Source organism: Pseudomonas sp. F01002, assembly GCF_004402115.1.
Taxonomy (GTDB): Bacteria; Pseudomonadota; Gammaproteobacteria; order Pseudomonadales; family Pseudomonadaceae; genus Aquipseudomonas; species Aquipseudomonas frigoris.
In genome coordinates, this window is record NZ_SOPU01000023.1 from 78,928 (window position 1) to 95,609 (window position 16,682).

The 16,682-nt window shown below is 58.5% G+C and carries 15 protein-coding genes and 1 pseudogene (1 of these 16 running past the window's edge); 14 read left to right on the forward strand and 2 right to left on the reverse strand.

What is annotated here, in order from left to right:
* The 6 genes from E3W21_RS19535 to E3W21_RS19565 form a co-directional block, all read left to right on the forward strand.
* Positions 1–1,036, forward strand: the 3' portion of a protein-coding gene (locus E3W21_RS19535; RefSeq protein WP_134421521.1) for a polyamine ABC transporter substrate-binding protein. It extends 59 nt beyond the left edge of the window; only the last 1,036 of its 1,095 coding nucleotides appear in the window; its start codon lies off the left edge, out of view; its stop codon occupies positions 1,034–1,036.
* Positions 1,033–2,334, forward strand: a complete 1,302-nt coding sequence (locus E3W21_RS19540; RefSeq protein ID WP_134421522.1) for an FAD-binding oxidoreductase — start codon at positions 1,033–1,035, stop codon at positions 2,332–2,334. Before E3W21_RS19535 ends, E3W21_RS19540 begins: the two co-directional genes overlap by 4 nt.
* Before the next feature lie 226 nt (positions 2,335–2,560).
* Positions 2,561–3,157, forward strand: a complete 597-nt coding sequence (locus E3W21_RS19550; protein ID WP_129443993.1) for a paraquat-inducible protein A — start codon at positions 2,561–2,563, stop codon at positions 3,155–3,157.
* Positions 3,154–3,810: a paraquat-inducible protein A gene (locus E3W21_RS19555; protein WP_134421524.1), complete on the forward strand. Its 657-nt coding sequence runs from the start codon at positions 3,154–3,156 to the stop codon at positions 3,808–3,810. The genes E3W21_RS19550 and E3W21_RS19555 overlap by 4 nt, the downstream gene beginning before the upstream one ends.
* Positions 3,791–5,446 (forward strand): intermembrane transport protein PqiB, encoded by a 1,656-nt coding sequence (locus E3W21_RS19560; protein ID WP_134421525.1) that lies wholly within the window; start codon positions 3,791–3,793, stop codon positions 5,444–5,446. Before E3W21_RS19555 ends, E3W21_RS19560 begins: the two co-directional genes overlap by 20 nt.
* A 17-nt stretch (positions 5,447–5,463) precedes the next feature.
* Positions 5,464–6,024 (forward strand): membrane integrity-associated transporter subunit PqiC, encoded by a 561-nt coding sequence (locus tag E3W21_RS19565; RefSeq protein ID WP_129443987.1) that lies wholly within the window; start codon positions 5,464–5,466, stop codon positions 6,022–6,024.
* A 5-nt stretch (positions 6,025–6,029) separates the two neighbouring features.
* On the opposite strand, the gene E3W21_RS19570 is transcribed toward E3W21_RS19565, so the two are convergent.
* Positions 6,030–7,301, reverse strand: a complete 1,272-nt coding sequence (locus E3W21_RS19570; RefSeq protein ID WP_129443985.1) for a HAMP domain-containing sensor histidine kinase — start codon at positions 7,299–7,301, stop codon at positions 6,030–6,032.
* 237 nt (positions 7,302–7,538) lie between these two features.
* Between E3W21_RS19570 and E3W21_RS19575 the strand changes: the two genes are divergently transcribed.
* The 8 genes and pseudogenes from E3W21_RS19575 (at position 7,539) to E3W21_RS19605 (ending at position 15,492) form a co-directional block, all read left to right on the forward strand.
* Entirely contained in the window at positions 7,539–8,216 is a 678-nt protein-coding gene (locus E3W21_RS19575; RefSeq protein ID WP_134421526.1) for a histidine phosphatase family protein, read from the forward strand.
* 177 nt (positions 8,217–8,393) lie between these two features.
* Positions 8,394–10,115, forward strand: coding sequence for a lipid IV(A) 4-amino-4-deoxy-L-arabinosyltransferase (arnT, locus tag E3W21_RS19580; RefSeq protein WP_134421527.1), 1,722 nt, complete (start codon positions 8,394–8,396; stop codon positions 10,113–10,115).
* A gap of 215 nt (positions 10,116–10,330) precedes the next feature.
* Positions 10,331–10,939, forward strand: a complete 609-nt coding sequence (locus E3W21_RS31370; protein WP_178084145.1) for a HAMP domain-containing histidine kinase — start codon at positions 10,331–10,333, stop codon at positions 10,937–10,939.
* Positions 10,848–11,225, forward strand: a complete 378-nt coding sequence (locus tag E3W21_RS31375) for an ATP-binding protein (RefSeq protein ID WP_256661597.1) — start codon at positions 10,848–10,850, stop codon at positions 11,223–11,225. Before E3W21_RS31370 ends, E3W21_RS31375 begins: the two co-directional genes overlap by 92 nt.
* Positions 11,209–11,613 (forward strand): annotated as a pseudogene (locus tag E3W21_RS19590) (ABC transporter ATP-binding protein); the annotation flags it as partial. The gene E3W21_RS31375 and the pseudogene E3W21_RS19590, both read left to right, overlap by 17 nt.
* 196 nt (positions 11,614–11,809) lie before the next feature.
* Positions 11,810–12,823 carry an iron ABC transporter substrate-binding protein gene (locus E3W21_RS19595; protein ID WP_134421528.1) on the forward strand — a complete coding sequence of 338 codons (1,014 nt, stop codon included), beginning with the start codon at positions 11,810–11,812 and terminating at the stop codon, positions 12,821–12,823.
* A gap of 3 nt (positions 12,824–12,826) precedes the next feature.
* Complete coding sequence (locus tag E3W21_RS19600) at positions 12,827–14,425, forward strand: iron ABC transporter permease (RefSeq protein ID WP_134421529.1); 1,599 nt, start codon at positions 12,827–12,829, stop codon at positions 14,423–14,425.
* Positions 14,422–15,492, forward strand: coding sequence for an ABC transporter ATP-binding protein (locus E3W21_RS19605; RefSeq protein ID WP_134421530.1), 1,071 nt, complete (start codon positions 14,422–14,424; stop codon positions 15,490–15,492). Before E3W21_RS19600 ends, E3W21_RS19605 begins: the two co-directional genes overlap by 4 nt.
* Positions 15,493–15,502: 10 nt before the next feature.
* On the opposite strand, the gene xerC is transcribed toward E3W21_RS19605, so the two are convergent.
* Complete coding sequence (gene xerC, locus E3W21_RS19610; RefSeq protein WP_134421531.1) at positions 15,503–16,441, reverse strand: tyrosine recombinase XerC; 939 nt, start codon at positions 16,439–16,441, stop codon at positions 15,503–15,505.
* Between the last annotated feature and the right edge of the window lie 241 nt (positions 16,442–16,682).

Sequence of the window (16,682 nt, forward strand, 5' to 3'; positions counted from 1 at the left end):
TGTTGCGCAGGCTCAACCAACGGTCAGCGTCTACAACTGGACCGACTACATCGGCGAGACCACCCTCGCCGACTTCCAGGCGAAAAGCGGGATCAAGGTGATCTACGACGTGTTCGATTCCAACGAAACCCTGGAAGGCAAATTGCTCGCCGGTCGCACGGGATATGACGTGGTGGTGCCGTCCAACCACTTCCTCGCTCGCCAGGTGAAAGCCGGCGCGTTCCTGAAGCTCGATCGTTCGCAGCTGCCCAACTTCAAGAACCTCGACCCGAAACTGTTGGCGCTGCTGGAGAAAAACGATCCGGGCAACGAACACTCGGTCCCATACCTGTGGGGCACTAATGGCATCGGCTACAACGTCGACAAGGTCAAGCAAGTGCTGGGCATTGACCGTATCGATTCCTGGGCCGTGTTTTTCGAACCTGAGAACCTGAAGAAACTCAGTCAGTGCGGCGTGTCGATGATGGATTCGGCCGATGAAGTGTTCCCGGCGGTCCTCAATTACATGGGCATGGACCCGCGCAGCGAAAATCCTGAGGATTACAAAAAGGCTGAAGCCAAGCTGTTGAGCATCCGCCCATATGTCACCTACTTCCACTCCTCGAAGTACGTTTCAGATTTGGCCAACGGCGACATCTGCGTGGCTTTCGGTTACTCGGGTGACGTGTTCCAGGCCGCGAACCGGGCCAAGGAAGCCAAGAACGGCGTGAACATCGCCTACGCGATCCCCAAGGAAGGCAGTAACTTGTGGTTCGACCTGTTGGCGGTTCCCGCAGACGCCAGCAACCAGAAAGAGGCGCATGCTTTCATCAATTACCTGCTCGATCCGCAAGTGATTGCCAAGGTCAGTGCGTCAGTCGGTTACGCCAACCCGAACCCGGCGTCCAAGCAAGATATGGACCCTGAACTGGTCAACAATCCTGAGGTTTATCCGCCTCAGGCAGTCCTCGACAAGCTCTACATTTCGACCACCCCGCCCCAGGCAATCATGCGTTTGATGACCCGTTCCTGGAGCAAAGTGAAGTCCAACCAATGAACCAGTACAGCAACGAACATGCTCGCTCCTATTACGCGGCGTCGGCCAATGGAATGGCGCCTTACCCTACACTGGCCGCGGACCTTGAAGCCGATGTCTGTGTGATCGGCGGCGGCTTTACCGGCGTTAACACGGCGATCGAACTGGCGCAGCGCGGGCTCTCGGTCATTCTGTTGGAGGGCCGGCGGATAGGCTGGGGCGCCAGCGGGCGTAACGGCGGGCAGTTGATCCGCGGCATCGGCCATGACGTCAGCGGTTTTGCCCGTCATGTCGGTGAAGAAGGCGTGCGCTACCTTGAGCGTGCGGGCGTCGAGTCGGTAGCGCTCGTGGGCAACCGCATTCGTGAACACGGGATTGATTGCGACCTGCGCTGGGGGTTCTGTGAACTGGCCAATACTAAAGCGCAGTTCGCGGCGTTCAAGGCTGAGCAGCAAGGCCTTGCCGAATCGGGTTACGCCCACGAAACCCGACTCGTCGGGCCTGAGCAGATCCGTCAGCAGGTGGTGAACTCCGGCGTGTATGCCGGTGGTCTAGTCGATATGGGCTCGGGTCACTTGCACCCGCTCAATCTGGTCCTTGGTGAAGCGCTATTGGCGCAATCCTTAGGGGTGCAGATTTTCGAGCAGAGCCCGGTGCTGGAGTTGATCCATGGCAGCACCGTGCAGGTTCGCTGTGCCGGCGGCACGGTGCGCGCCGGCAGTCTGGTGCTGGCGTGCAACGCTCACCTGGAAGAGCTCGAACCGAAACTGAGCGGAAAGGTCCTTCCGGCGGGCAGCTATATCATCGCCACCGAACCATTGGCGCCCGACGTTGCGGCGCAATTGATCCCGCAAAACCTGGCGCTCTGCGACCAGAAAGTCGGCCTGGATTACTACCGGCTCTCGGCGGACCGACGCTTGCTGTTCGGCGGCGCCTGCCATTATTCCGGGCGTGATCCGGCGGACATCGAAGCTTACATGCGCCCGCACATGATCAAGGTCTTCCCGCAACTGGCCAACGTGCGCATCGACTATCAATGGGGCGGCAAGATTGGCATTTCCGCCAATCGCTTCCCACAGGTCGGGCGCTTGAGCCAGCACCCGAACGTGTTTTACGCCCAGGGTTACTCCGGTCATGGCCTGAACGTGACCCACTGGTGCGCAAAGCTATTGGGCGAAGCGATCCACGTCGGACACAGCCAGGGCTTTGACGTGTTCAGCGCGGTGCCGCACATGACCTTTCCCGGTGGGCCGATGCTGCGCTCTCCGCTGCTGGCCCTCGGCATGTTCTGGTATCGCTTGCGCGAACTGCTCGGCTGACCGCCCCCCACTTTAGATCAAACGCCATTCCCCTGTAGGAGCTGCCGAAGGCTGCGATCTTTTGATCTTCAAGATCAAGGTCAAAAGATCGCAGCCTTCGGCAGCTCCTACAGGAGATCACCGTCCGTCCGCATCTCATTGAACAGCCTTTTAATTTGCTCAATTGCCCGGCGCTTCTATATTGAGGAGGTGCTCTGACTTCCCTGCGTCCTGGCGAGTGCAGCCTATGGCTACGACTGACCCACTGATCATCTGCGAGCACTGCGACTGCGTGTACGAAAAAGTCACGCTCGCCAAACATCAGAAAACCCTGTGTACACGCTGCGGCGGCGTGCTTCAGCGCTATAACGGCCTGACGGTGGAACAACGTCTGGCGTTGACCTTCACCGCGTTGATGCTGTGGATTTTCGCCAACTTCTATCCCGTCATGAGCATCAGCCTCAAAGGCCTTAAAAACAGCGCAACACTCTGGGATTCGGTGCTTGCCCTGAGTCTGGGGCCGATCACTTTCATCGCCATGGTGGCGGCGATCTCGATGATCATCGCGCCGATTTTCCAGCTGTTGCTGCTTATCTGGGTGCTGAGCTTCGCCCTCGCCTCCCGTCGCTCGCCCGGTTTCAGGTTCTGCATGCGCTGGCTGGAAACCCTAAGGCCCTGGAGCATGCTGGAGGTCTGTCTGCTGGGGGCGATGGTCGCGGTCATCAAACTCGCTGGATTGCTGGATGTGCTGCCCGGCATCGGCCTGTTTGCCCTGGCCATTCTCAGTCTGATGATGATCCGCATTGCCGGGCGCGACATCCGTGATCTATGGGACATCTTATGAACAGGCCGCCGGTGGCGAGTGAACTCAACCGGTGCCTGTGTCATAGCTGCGGCCTGGCCTGTGACATGACCGATGAACCTCACGAATGCACACGGTGCAGCGCGCCGCTGCATCGGCGCAAAACCAACTCACTGGCCCGGACCTGGGCCTACATGTTCACTGCCCTGGCGTTTTACGTCCCGGCTAATCTGCTGCCAGTGATGAACACCAAGATGGTCGGCAACGGCGCCGATAGCACGATCATGAGCGGTGTGCTGGAGTTCTGGCAGCACGGCGCCTGGGACATTGCCTTGATTATCTTCATCGCCAGCATCGCGGTGCCGGGCATCAAGTTCGTCGCCCTGACGCTGTTACTGGTGACCGTTCAGCGCGACAGCCAATGGGCGAGTAAGCAGCGGTCAACGCTGTACCGTTTCGTCGAGCTCATCGGTTACTGGTCGATGCTCGATGTGATCGTGGTCGCCCTGGTGGCCTCACTGGTGAAGTTTCAAGCCCTGGCCGATATCGAACCGCGCCCGGGCATTCTGTTCTTTGGCCTGGTGGTGGTGTTCACCATGCTGTCGGCCATGAGTTTCGACCCACGCCTGATCTGGGATAAAGAAGAGCGGAATCACCCAAACGAGGAGGTCATGGATGAAGTCGCAAACCACTGATGGGCCGCAAGCCCCCGGGCAGGCCCCTGTCAAGACCCGCCGCTTCAGCGTTTCGCTGGTGTGGATCGTACCGATCGTCGCGGTGCTGGTGGGGATTTCCCTGGTTGTACACACCATGTTGCAGGAAGGTCCGACCATCACCGTCACGTTCAAAACCGGCAGCGGCCTGACCGCCAACAAAACCGAAGTCAAATACCGCAACGTGGTGATCGGCCATGTCTCGGACGTGGAACTGAGCAACGATCAGAAGAGCGTCAACGCCACCATCAAACTGTCCAAACAGGCGGAAAGTTTCACCCGCGAAGACTCGCAATTCTGGGTCGTGCGTCCACGCATTGGCGCTGGCGGGGTGTCGGGGATCGATACCCTGCTGTCCGGGGACTACATTGGCGCCGACATCGGCCAGGCCAATGCTCGCTCCAAGAACTTTACCGGTCTGGAAAACCCGCCGCCGATCACCTATGGCGAGCCGGGTAAGCGCTTCACCCTGCACACCGAAGACCTCGGTTCGCTGGACATCGGCTCTCCGGTTTACTACCGCAAGATTCCGGTGGGTCAAGTGGTGGCCTATGCTCTGGACGCCGACGGTAAAGGGGTCAACATCGAAGTGTTCATCCACGCGCCCAATGATGCCTACGTTACTGAAAACACCCGATTCTGGAACGCCAGCGGGATCGACCTGAACGTCGGCGCCAACGGCTTTTCGGTGAAAACCGAGTCGCTGTCATCGATCCTGGTGGGCGGCATCGCCTTCCGCGCTCCGGAATACAGCCCCAATGATCAACCGGCCACCGAGGACAAATCCTTCGACCTGTTCGAAGACCAGCTAACCGCCCTCGCTCCGCCCAGTGGCAAGGGGCAATTCTTGAGTTTGCGTTTCGATCAGGCCTTGCGCGGGCTCAAGGTCGGTGCACCGGTGGAATTCCTTGGCATCGAGTTCGGCAGAGTCGTGGCGGTCAATCTGGATTTCGACGCGAAAAAACGCAGTTTTCCGGTCAATGTCGGCATCGTGATCTACCCGCAACGACTCGGCCAGGCCCACATCAAAATGCTCGAGGTCTTGAAGCATGACCCCAACGACGAAGCCGCTGGCGTACGCCTGATCGGCAGCTTCATCGACAACGGTCTGCGTGCCCAGGCCCGGAGCGGCAATCTGTTGACCGGTCAGCTCTACATTGCGCTCGACTTCTACCCCAAAGCGGAGAAAGTCGTGTTCGATCCGACCGCCCGTCCAGTCTCTATCCCAACCGTTCCTGGCAGCCTCGAACAATTGCAGGAAAAACTGGAGGGCATGGTCAACAAGATCAACCAACTGCCGATCGAGCGCATTGCCGGCAACCTGGACAGCAACCTCGTCGAACTGCGTAAAGGCCTCACACAGTTCAACGCCAAGACCCTGCCCGGCGTGCAGACCACGCTGGCGGACGTCAGCAAGACCCTGCAATCGGCCAGTTCGACCTTGGCCGAAGACTCGCCGCAACGCGAACAATTAGGTCAGACCCTGGACGAACTCGGGCGCATGTCGCGCTCCTTGCGTGAACTCTCGGATTACCTGGGCCGGCATCCGGAATCGCTGATTCGCGGTCGTCCCGACAATGCTGCGCCGATGGACCTGCAGGGACCGCCGCGCAAATGACCACAGGAGCATCACTTATGGTTTATCCGCTGAAGATCAGCTTGGTCACTGCATTGTTGCTACTCGCCGCTTGCCGCAGTGATCCGATTCAATTCCACACCCTGACCCCGGCCCAACCGAGCGGCAATTCAAGGACCAGCGCTGCGGATATCCAGATCGAGAGCCTCAGCGTCCCTCCTCAGGTCGACCGCCCGCAGATCGTCATTCGTCAGGGCAACAGCGGCCTGGCCATCCTCGAAACACAATGGTGGGGCGCGAGCCTTTCGGATGAATTGCGCACTGCCCTGGCGGACCAACTGGTCAACAGCAATCCCCAGCGCAAGGTATCGGTGCGGCTGGACGTGCAACGGTTTGACTCGATCCCCGGCCAATACGGGTTGATTGACGTCAAATGGCGTCTGCGCAATCTTGGCGAAAGCGATAACGCGCTCGTCACTTGTCGCAGTACGTTGCAAACACCTTCAGGGCCGTCCATCGATGAACTGGTAGCGGCTCAGCAGAGCAACGTCAAACGCTTGGCCGCGTTGATCAGTCAGGCCACCGCCGGAACACCGAGAGGTTGTCCATCGGCCCAGTAAAAAGTTTACTCGCGGTCCAGCTCAACGGTGAAACAACAACCGTTGGGCTGGCGGCTACTGAGTTGTACTCGCCAGTTCTGATTGCTGCAGATCCGTTGTACCAGTGAAAGGCCCAACCCCAACCCTTCACCTCGACTCTCATCACCGCGCACGAACGGCTGAAATATCGCATCGCGTTCTTCTTCCGGGATGCCTATGCCGCTGTCTTCGATAATGAAGCCGTGTTCACGCAGGGTCAGTCGGATGTGGCCTTGATCCGTGTAGTGCCAGGCATTTCGCAACAAATTGCCCATGACCGATTGCAGGAACGTCAGGTTATGACGATCCGACGAAACGTGCTCGATGTCGTATATGAATTCGATGCCCTTCTCCCGGATCAGTCGACCCCAGATATCCACCAGCGCATCGGCGACTTCTTTGAGGGTGGCATTGGCCTCCGAAGCGGAATCCTCTCGAGCGCGAGCCAGCATCAAAAACGTTTCGACCAATTGACGCATTTCGTCGGTGGCCCGGGCGATTCGGCTGACCTGAGCCACGGAACGAGGGTCCAGCGAGGGATTGCTCAGCAAAAGCTCACAGGAGCTGCCCAGTACCATCAGCGGTGTACGCAATTCGTGACTGACATCACTGGTGAAGAGTTTTTCCCGGCCCAGTGCTGCGCGCAGACGTCCCAGGGTCTGGTCAAAGGACTGCGCCAGCTCTCCCACCTCATCAGCCGCATAGTCGGGACGAAGCGGCGACGCGAGGTCCAATAGTTGATCGCGATGACGCACCTGGCGCGCCAGGCGAATCACCGGAGCCATCACACGCCGGGCCAATAACCGGCCGAGCAGAATCGCCAGCAGAATGCTCAAAACGAAACTGACCATGACGACAGCAAACAACATCCGCTCGCGCTGTTCGAGGCTTTGCTGATCGCGCAGCAACACATACTTGCGTCCATCCACGACCTCGACCATCGCGTAGAAATCGGCGCCGTGATACAGGATTTCCTGAAATCCAAGACGTAGCGATTCCAGCTGCGAATCAAGCGCCATGAGGCCCTTCCCGCCCTGGGTAAAAAACAGCTCGTCTTTTTCCGGTTGATGGGTCCACTGACCGGGATTGTCCATCGACAGCAGACGGTGCATCCCTCCTGCCAATCGCGTCGTCGTGAGCTTTCGGTCAACCAGGTGCACTGTTGCGACGATGCCCACCGCAAATACGCCCGCCACCAACGCGCTCATCAGGGCGAATACGATGACGATCCTTTTCGTCAGGCTCTGTTTGAAATCCATTCTTTGTTTCCACTAGCAAGGTGTAAAAGATAAGAGTTCGCAAACATAAACTATCTAGGAGCTGCCCATAGGCCGTGCAAATTTTTCACATCCATTTCACTTGCCCCACACCTGTCGATATTTAGCCTCTCTTATACCACCTCAATTTTGAATCCGCGCTCTGGCCTGACTGATATGTTATTCGGCATGGGCGTATTGTAAGTTATTCGCTATTGCGTACTGACGGATAAATAAAACGTGATTAAATCTTCATTGCGCAAGCAGTTACCCAAGCGAGTCTTGAGCCCGCGGCTGACCAGGCTGACGTTGTCGGCGGTGGCACTCATCGCTGTAGCGTTAGTGACGGGTTTTGTCTTGTGGCCAAGATCGCCGGTAAATCTGGGCACGACCGGATCCGACGCTACCACGCGCTTGATCAATCAGTGGCAAGCGGGCGAGATCATCGTACTGGTTCGCCATACCGAGCGCTGCGACCGCTCCGCCAATCCTTGCCTGGGCCCGGCCGACGGCATTACCCGAGTCGGCAGCGATGCCGCCGTGGCCGTGGGTCAAGGGTTCCAGCGTCTGGGTATGGACCAGACCGATGTCTTGAGCAGCCCGGTCACCCGTACGGCACAAACCTCGCATTCCATGTTTGGCAAAGACGCGATGACCCAGGAATGGTTGGCCAGCTGTGGCAAAACCCTGCGTAATGATGTGGTGGCGCACAAACGTGCCCAGCACAATCTGGTGCTGGTGACGCACAGCGGTTGCATCAGCGATTTCGAAACCCAGACCGGTTTTAAACACGCGGTTTCGAGTGAATATGGTAGTTCGTTATTTGTCCGCATTGATGCCAATGGCCAGCTGCAAGTACTCGGCATACTTAATGCCCGTGATTGGCACTCCTTGTTTAAAGACCCGTGGACCAAGTAATAAGTTTGCAGCCTTGATGAGCGGCCCCTCCCTAAAAGCTCTCAGCGCCCGCCGCAACTAACAGATACTTGCAGTTCGGATCACTATTGATTTGCGACATAGATTAAGTTCCGCGCATGCTGAAATGCACTGCGCATGTCCCCCTCCGAGCAACCTCTGCTGCGCCAAGGTCGAATCATGACACCTGATAACTTGCGGTCCTACGCTGCTGACGATTTACTGCGCCCCGCTGTCCAGACCTCCACCCTCACCGAACGCTGGGCCCTACCTGCGTTGCTGCTGGCGTTTTTGGTGTTTTATCTCTTGCCCCTGATGTCCCATGGCCTGTGGACGCCAGACGAAACCCGTTATGGCCAGATCAGCCAGGAAATGCTGCTGAGCGGGAACTGGACCTCCCCGCATTTCATGGGCATTCGCTACTTCGAGAAGCCGATCGCCGGGTACTGGATGATCGCCATCGCGCAGGCCATCTTTGGCGACAACCTGTTTGGGGTACGTATCGTCTCGGCACTGAGCACAGGACTGAGTGTCTGGCTGACTTACCTGATGGCCAGCCGCTTATGGGGCGAGCGGCGCAAAAGCGTTGCCTGCGCAATGCTGTACATGAGTTTCGGGCTGATCGCCGGTCAGGCTGGATATGCCAACCTCGATCCGCAATTCACGTTCTGGGCCAACCTGAGTCTGGTCTCACTGTGGTTCGCCATTGATAGCCGTTCTTTGAGTCGTCGCCTCGGCGCCTGGGCGCTGTTGGGCGTTGCCTGTGGGATGGGTTTCATGACCAAGGGCTTTCTGGCGTGGCTACTCCCTGTGTTGATCGCCCTGCCCTGGATGCTCTGGCAACGACGCATGGGTGAGCTGTTGCGCTACGGGCCGTTGGCGGTGCTTGTCGCAGTGGTGGTTTGCCTGCCGTGGGCGCTCGCAATCCACCATCAGGAACCGGATTTCTGGCGGTTTTTTTTCTGGAACGAACACATTCGCCGTTTTGCTGCCGATAATGCTCAACACGCTCGTCCATGGTGGTTCTACCTGCCGCTGCTGGTTGCCTCGAGCCTGCCATGGGCTGCGTTATTGCCCACGACATTCGTCCAGGCCTGGCAGCAAAAACGCCAGCCAGCGATCGGTTTCCTGTTGCTCTGGCTGCTGTTGCCACTGGGGTTCTTCAGCCTGAGCAGCGGCAAGCTGCCGACCTATATCATGCCGTGCCTGTTACCCCTGGCGTTGCTGATGGGCCATGCTCTGACCGAGTCGCTGAACAACGCGCGCGGCCGAGCGATTCGTATCAACGGAATGCTCAATGTCGTCATTGCTACCATAGCCCTGATCGTCCTGCTCTATCTGCAGACCACCAAAGAGATCTACGAAAACACTGAAATGTTCAGCCTGTCGCTGGTGTTTTTCGTGCTGATTGGCTGGATCATCGCTAACGCGTTGCAAGTCTTGCGTCCATTGATGTTCTGGGCCATGCCGGCGTTGGGCATCTGGCTGCTGGTCGCATTGCTGCCGGCGGCGATGCCCGGCCAGATCGTCGATAGCAAGATGCCCGATCAGTTCATTGCCGAGCATCTGGATGCCTTGAGTCAGACCACCTCGCTGCTCAGTAACGATTTGGGTGCGGCGGCGGCGTTGTCCTGGCGCCTGAAGCAGCCGCAGATCGCTCTTTACAACACCATCGGCGAGTTGAAGTACGGTCTCGATGATCCCTCCATGGCCTCAAGAATAGTCACGATGAAAAGTATTGGGCAATGGATGACCGAGGCCCGCAAAAAAGGCGCGGTCGGCGTGGTGATGCGGGTCAACAGTGTCCAGGAAGTGCAAGAAGTCGAGTTGTTGCCCATCGATGGCAAGCGTTATCAGCGCGGCAATCTGGAGATTCTGATTTTCCCGCAGCGCCAACCCTGACAAGGACGGCGCTCAAAAAAAGAGAGGCCCGAGGGGCAATGCCAGTCAGTTAAGCCGTAACGCGATCTGCAGCTGCAAAGAGTGTCGCGGCTGAAATTACTTAACTGACGGGCCTCTCTATTCAATCGCGTTCAATGTTCCGTCAGTGCGTATTTTTACTGTCGATTTTCGTCGACAACGTGATCAGCGCCTCTGCACAGGCTGCCGGATCTGGCTTGCCCGAACGCAATTGCGACAGCGCGCTGCTGCAAGACTCTCAAGGCCCGACTCCACCCATGCGCGAAGCACTTCGCCGCGCTATGAATCAGGTTCGGGCGGGCGGCGAAGAAACGTTCCTGTTCGACGTCGGTTACGAAAAATGGATTGCGCAGGTGGGCGACCTTGAACGCAATAGCCCCGAGGGGCCGATGAAGGCCAAACTGCTGGTGGCTACCAACGGACAACCGGTACTTGATGCGGTCGCCGCCTTCAAACGCGTGGTGGCGCTTGCCGCATCGGGAATACTGCTGCTGACCACGCTCGGCAGCTTTTTCGTGGTGTCGTACTCCACTCGAAACCTGCGTAGCTTCGCCCGACAACTGCGCACATTGAAGCCGCCGGAGTTCACCCGTCGAGTGGTGTTCGAGCCGCATTCGGCGGAAGAAAAACTGCTGTTCGACAGCTATGCGCAAATGGAAACCGCAGTCCAGGAGGTGTTGGAGCGCCAACGGCTGTTTATCGCCAACGCCTCCCATGAACTCAAGACGTCCGGAGCAATGGGAGGTGGTCTTCGGCAACTTGCTCGACAATGCCATCAAGTACACCTCCATCGGTGGTGCCGTTGACGTCACGCTGGAAGAACAGCCGGACAGCAGCTTTACCATTTGCATCACCGATAACGGTGCAGGCATGTCTGCCGACGAGGTCCGGCAGTTGGGGCAAGTGTTCTTTCGTGCCGACACCGCACGCTCGCGATCGACGTCGTTCGGACTTGGGTTTGCCCACTGCCAACGGATTATCGAAAGACTGGGTGGGCACCTGTCGATTCAAAGTACGCCGCTGGCGGGCACTCGTGTAACCATCGCCATCATGCGGCATAAGCCGGTACTCTCGCGCCCTGGGGATCACTGAACTATCCTTCCGCAACCTTGGGGAACTGAGCGGCGGCCAGCAACAACTGGTGTCGATTGCCCAAACCCTGGTGCGCGAGCCGGAAATTCTGCTGATGGACGAACCGACCAGCGCGCTGGACATGCATCGCCAGGTGCAAGTGCTGAACTTCATGCGCGCACTGGCGCGCAGACGCGAAGTCATTGTGTTCATCGCGATCCATGACCTGAATCAGGCGCTACGCTTTGCCGATCAGGTATTAGTGATCGCCAATGGCACCAGCCAGGGCAGCGGGCCCAGCGATCAAGTGATTACGGTGAAGATGCTTCGCGATGTCTACGAGGTTGAGGCAAGGGTCGAGCAATGCAGCCGTGGCCAACGCCACATCCTGATCGACGACATCGTTTGATACCCGATCCACCGCGCAATGGGCTGAGGTGCTGCTAATCTGAATGAAAATGACATGTATTAACGGTTTCTTTAACGTTTTTTTCTCATTTTGTTCTCTACATTCGCTGCAACTCAAAACATGCCAATGATTCGCATTGTTCTAGCAGCGAATCTACGTGCATGACTTCTAAAAAAGAACAGGAGCTGCCCACAGAATGAATGCCCGTATCCCTTCTTTCCTGAAAAAAGCATTGCTGGCCACCGCGCTGCTGAGCGCCGGTCACGTGTATGCCGCGGATGCCGATGGCATCGTAGTCTACAACGCCCAGCACGAAAGCCTGACCAAATCCTGGATCGAGGGCTTTACCAAGGAAACCGGGATCAAAGTCACCGTGCGCAATGGCGACGACACCGAGATGGGCAATCAGATCGTACAGGAAGGCGCTGCCTCCCCGGCCGACGTGTTCCTGACCGAAAACTCCCCGGCCATGGTGCTGGTCGACAATGCGGGGCTTTTTGCGCCGGTTGCGCCGGCCACCCTGGAACAGGTCGGCAATGCTTACCGCCCGGCCCATGGCAAATGGGTGGGGATCGCCGCGCGCTCCACGGTGTTTGTCTATAACCCGAGCAAACTGCCCGAAGCCGAACTGCCCAAGTCGCTGATGGACCTCGCTGGCCCGAGCTGGAAAGGTCGCTGGGGCGTTTCACCGGCCGGTGCCGACTTCCAGGCTATCGTCGCCGCCGTGCTGGAACTCAAGGGTGAAGCCGCTACGCTGGAATGGCTCAAAGGGTTGAAGGCCAATGCCACGATCTATCGCGGCAACAGTGCGGTACTGAAAGCGGTCAACGCCGGGCAGGTCGACAGCGGCGTGATCTACCACTATTACAGCTTCGGCGACCAGGCCAAGACCGGCGAAAACAGCAAGAACACCGCCCTGCACTACTTCAAGCGCAAGGATCCGGGCGCGTTTGTCAGCGTCTCCGGTGGCGGCGTTCTGGCGTCCAGCAAACACAAGGAACAAGCCCAGGCGTTCCTCAAGTGGATTACGGGTAAAGATGGCCAGGCCATCCTCAAAACCGGCAAATCGTTTGAATACGCGGTGGGCAAGAACGCTGAATCCAACCCAAAACTGGTGCCTTTGCAGCAACTTGACGCGCCGACAGTCGATGCTTCAAAACTCGACAGTAAAAAAGCCGTGGAGTTGATGACTCAGGCGGGACTGCTCTAATTGATGCCTGAAACCTTACCAGCGGGTGTCGCCGAGGCGATACCCGCGAATTTGCGACGACGATCCCGCGGCCTCTTCGCGGGGCGTGGTGGCGCGTGGGTGATCAGTTTGTCGGTGCTGGTGTCGCTGCTGTCGCTGCTGCCGATTGCCTTCGTCATCGGCGTATCGTTTCAGACAGGCTGGGCGACCTTTGTGCCGCTGGTATTCCGGCCGCGGGTCGCTGAACTGTTGATCAACACCGTTTTACTGGTGGTGATCACGATTCCGTTGTGCGTCACGTTAGGCCTGTCTCTGGCCTGGCTGACAGAACGCACCAACCTGCCGGGGCGTAGCTGGTGGTCTTTGCTGGCGACCGCGCCGTTGGCGGTGCCGGCCTTCGTGCACAGCTATGCGTGGGTGAGTCTGGTCCCACCGATTCATGGGCTGTTTGCCGGGGTTCTGGTCTCGGTCATCGCCTACTTCCCGTTCCTGTACCTGCCGATTGCTGCGACCCTGCGCAGGCTCGATCCGGCCATCGAAGACGTTGCCGAATCGCTGGGGCTAAAACCCTGGGCGATATTTTTCCGCGTGGTGCTGCCGCAATTGCGCCTGGCTATCTGCGGCGGCGCTTTGCTGGTGGGCCTGCACCTGCTGGCCGAATATGGCCTGTACGCGATGATCCGCTTCGACACCTTCACCACGGCCATCTTCGATCAGTTCAAATCCACCTTCAACGGCCCCGCCGCCAACATGCTGGCCAGCGTTCTCGCCCTGTGTTGCCTGGTGATGCTGACTGCAGAATCGGCCGCTCGCGGCACGGCGCGTTACGCCCGCGTCGGGTCGGGAAGCGCTCGCGAACAGCGGGTGGTGCGCCTGAAATCTGGAACCACCCTCCTCGCGCTGACTGTGCAGGTCGCGACCTGCGCGCTGGCGCTGGGCGTGCCACTGGTGACTTTAGGTAACTGGCTGATCGCCGGCGGTACGCAGGTCTGGCAGATGGACGAGCTTCTGCCGGCGCTGGAACAGACGCTGCTGCTCGGCGTTGCGGGCGCCGCCCTGACCTCCTGCGCCGCCATCCCGATTGCCTGGCTGTCGATTCGCTCTCCGGGCCGGTTGCAACGTGTGCTGGAAAGCTGCAACTACATCACCAGTTCGTTGCCGGGGATCGTCGTGGCCCTGGCATTGGTGACCGCCACCATCCATTTCGCCCGGCCGATTTACCAGACGACTATCACGGTGCTGCTGGCGTACCTGCTGATGTTTTTGCCCCGCGCCCTGGTGAGTTTGCGCGCAGGTATCGCACAGGCACCGGTGGAGCTGGAAAACATGGCCCGCAGCCTCGGCCGCTCCCCCGCCCGGGCATTGTGGCTGATCACCCTGCGCCTGGCCGCGCCCGGCGCTGCCGCTGGCGCCGCGCTGGTGTTTCTGGCGATCACCAATGAGTTGACTGCCACCCTGCTGCTCGCCCCCAACGGCACACGCACCCTGGCCACCGGATTCTGGGCCATGACCAGCGAAATCGATTACGCCGCGGCTGCGCCCTATGCCTTGCTGATGATTTTGCTGTCGCTTCCCCTGACCGGACTTCTTTATCACCAATCAAAACGAACGGCTGGCCGATGAACGCTCTTGAACTCCATTCCATTTCCAAGTCCTACGGCTCCCATCAAGCGCTGGAGAGCATCAACCTGTCGGTGCCAACGGGCAGCCGAACGGTCATCGTCGGCCCGTCCGGCTCAGGAAAAACCACGTTGTTGCGGATGATCGCCGGTTTCGAATTCCCGGACGCAGGCCGACTATCACTCAATGGCCAAACGCTCGTCGACGACACCCACGAAGTCCCGGCGCATCAGCGTTTGATTGGTTATGTTCCGCAGGACGGCGCCCTGTTCCCGCACATGACTGTGGCCGCGAACATCGGTTTCGGGCTTTCGATCAAGGGCGGTGCAAAACATGAGCGAGTCGCAGAGCTGATGGACAGCGTGGCGCTGGATGCGAACATGGCCAACCGTTGGCCCCATGAACTGTCCGGTGGCCAGCAACAACGCGTGGCGCTGGCGCGGGCGCTGGCGCAACAGCCACGCTTGATGTTGCTGGACGAGCCGTTTTCGGCCCTCGACACCGGCCTTCGAGGCGCCATGCGCAAAATGGTCGCACGGCTACTGACCGACGCCGGCGTGACCACCATTCTGGTCACCCATGACCAGAGTGAAGCCTTGTCGTTTGCCGATCAGCTGGCGGTGATGCGCGATGGTCGGCTGGTGCAGTCAGGCCATCCGCTGGACCTTTACCGCTACCCCGAGGATGAACAAACCGCGCTGTTTCTGGGGGATGCCGTGGTCATGCCCGCCAGAATCGAAGCCGGCTGGGCCCATTGCGATCTCGGTCGCATACCGGTGAACAACCACCGGAACAACAAATCGGCGCAGATCATGCTGCGTCCCGAGCAACTGCAACTCGTCAGCATCCAGCCCAGCCCAACCGAGGCCGCCGGGTGTCGTGCCGTTGTGACTGAGAGGGATTTCAGCGGCAATACCTGCACGTTGACGGTGGAATTGGAGTCTTTCGCTTCCGGGCAACAGCCAGGTCGATCATTGATGGTGCGCAGTTCGGGCCTGTATGCACCACCCGCCGGCAGTGCGGTTCACGTCTCGACGATCGGCCATGCCCACGTACTGAGCGAATCTTGAACCCCGTCCATCAAAGATCGAACCGATCCACGGCCCTACGCCGCTCGTTGTCATCGCGCACATCGTAGTTGGCCGTGGTCTGGATGTTGCTGTGATGGGCGAGTTTCTGGGCGATCGACAAGTCGTACTCCTCAATCACTCGGGTAATGAACGAACGTCGAAAATCATGCGGCATGATTTTCACCCCAACCTGCGCGCCCCGCTGTCGGGCGATGTAATAGATCGCATGTTTGGTGATGCGCTCGCGGGTGATGTGACTGCCGCGGCGGATGCGATTGAACAGGAACGAATCGTCCACTTCACCCTCTTTCAGTAGCGAGCGCCGCAGTTCCAGCCAGTCATTGAGTTTGGCGAACGCCCAGGCCGGAGCGTACTTGATCAATTGCTTATTGCCCTTGGCGGTCACACGAAGGCTGCGCTCGGTGAAATCGACTTGGTTCAGGTCCAGGTTCACCGATTCCGATTTGCGCATGCCCGAGCCATACAAAATCCCGATGATCGCTGCATCCCTCAACCCCTGTGGCCGAGGATCGGCGGCGCAGACCGCCATCAATTCCTGGATCAGCGTGCGCCTGAGGTTTCGCCCCTGAGACAATCGCGTGCCGGCAATCCCCTTCACCGAACGCATTTTCAGCAAGTGTTCCTGACTGATCAGGCTCATGCGCCACGCCTCGTTCATCACCCCGCGCACCGCGTTGACGTACAGCGAAGAGGTGTTCGGCGCGTAGCCGTCGGTGCGCAAGGTGGCCACCAGTGCAATGACATCTTCGGGTTGCAGGTTGTGCCAGGGAATCTCCTCGACGTTCATGTCTTCGAAGCCCAACCGGTCAGCGGCGTCCTGCAAAACATAACGCATGGTCAGTTGGCTGGAGGGTGCCAGACGCGCCAGATACAGGGTCAACGGATTGGTCTTTAACGGAGTTGAGTCGGTAGCGGGTAAGTCGATCAAACGAAACGGCCTTCAGTGGAAACAGTTCATTAAACAACTAAGGATTGAAACATCCTTCCTGTAAAGCAGGACACTTCTGTAGGACTTTCTACTGGAAAACTCGATGAACGGCAGAAGTCTGAACAGTGGCTGTATGACCTCCAGATAAACGATTCGCCGACCGGTTTTTCATGTTCCTTTCACAAAATCGGGAATAACCTCAATGAGTCCGGCCTATCTCTTTGCGAGGGACCAACCTGCC

Coding starts and splice junctions, on each gene's coding strand:
- E3W21_RS19540 (WP_134421522.1), top strand. CDS start 1,033: ATGAACCAGTACAGCAACGAACATGCTCGCTCCTATTACGCGGCGTCG.
- E3W21_RS19550 (WP_129443993.1), top strand. CDS start 2,561: ATGGCTACGACTGACCCACTGATCATCTGCGAGCACTGCGACTGCGTG.
- E3W21_RS19555 (WP_134421524.1), top strand. CDS start 3,154: ATGAACAGGCCGCCGGTGGCGAGTGAACTCAACCGGTGCCTGTGTCAT.
- E3W21_RS19560 (WP_134421525.1), top strand. CDS start 3,791: ATGAAGTCGCAAACCACTGATGGGCCGCAAGCCCCCGGGCAGGCCCCT.
- E3W21_RS19565 (WP_129443987.1), top strand. CDS start 5,464: ATGGTTTATCCGCTGAAGATCAGCTTGGTCACTGCATTGTTGCTACTC.
- E3W21_RS19570 (WP_129443985.1), bottom strand. CDS start 7,301: ATGGATTTCAAACAGAGCCTGACGAAAAGGATCGTCATCGTATTCGCC.
- arnT (WP_134421527.1), top strand. CDS start 8,394: ATGACACCTGATAACTTGCGGTCCTACGCTGCTGACGATTTACTGCGC.
- E3W21_RS31375 (WP_256661597.1), top strand. CDS start 10,848: ATGAACTCAAGACGTCCGGAGCAATGGGAGGTGGTCTTCGGCAACTTG.
- E3W21_RS19595 (WP_134421528.1), top strand. CDS start 11,810: ATGAATGCCCGTATCCCTTCTTTCCTGAAAAAAGCATTGCTGGCCACC.
- E3W21_RS19600 (WP_134421529.1), top strand. CDS start 12,827: ATGCCTGAAACCTTACCAGCGGGTGTCGCCGAGGCGATACCCGCGAAT.
- E3W21_RS19605 (WP_134421530.1), top strand. CDS start 14,422: ATGAACGCTCTTGAACTCCATTCCATTTCCAAGTCCTACGGCTCCCAT.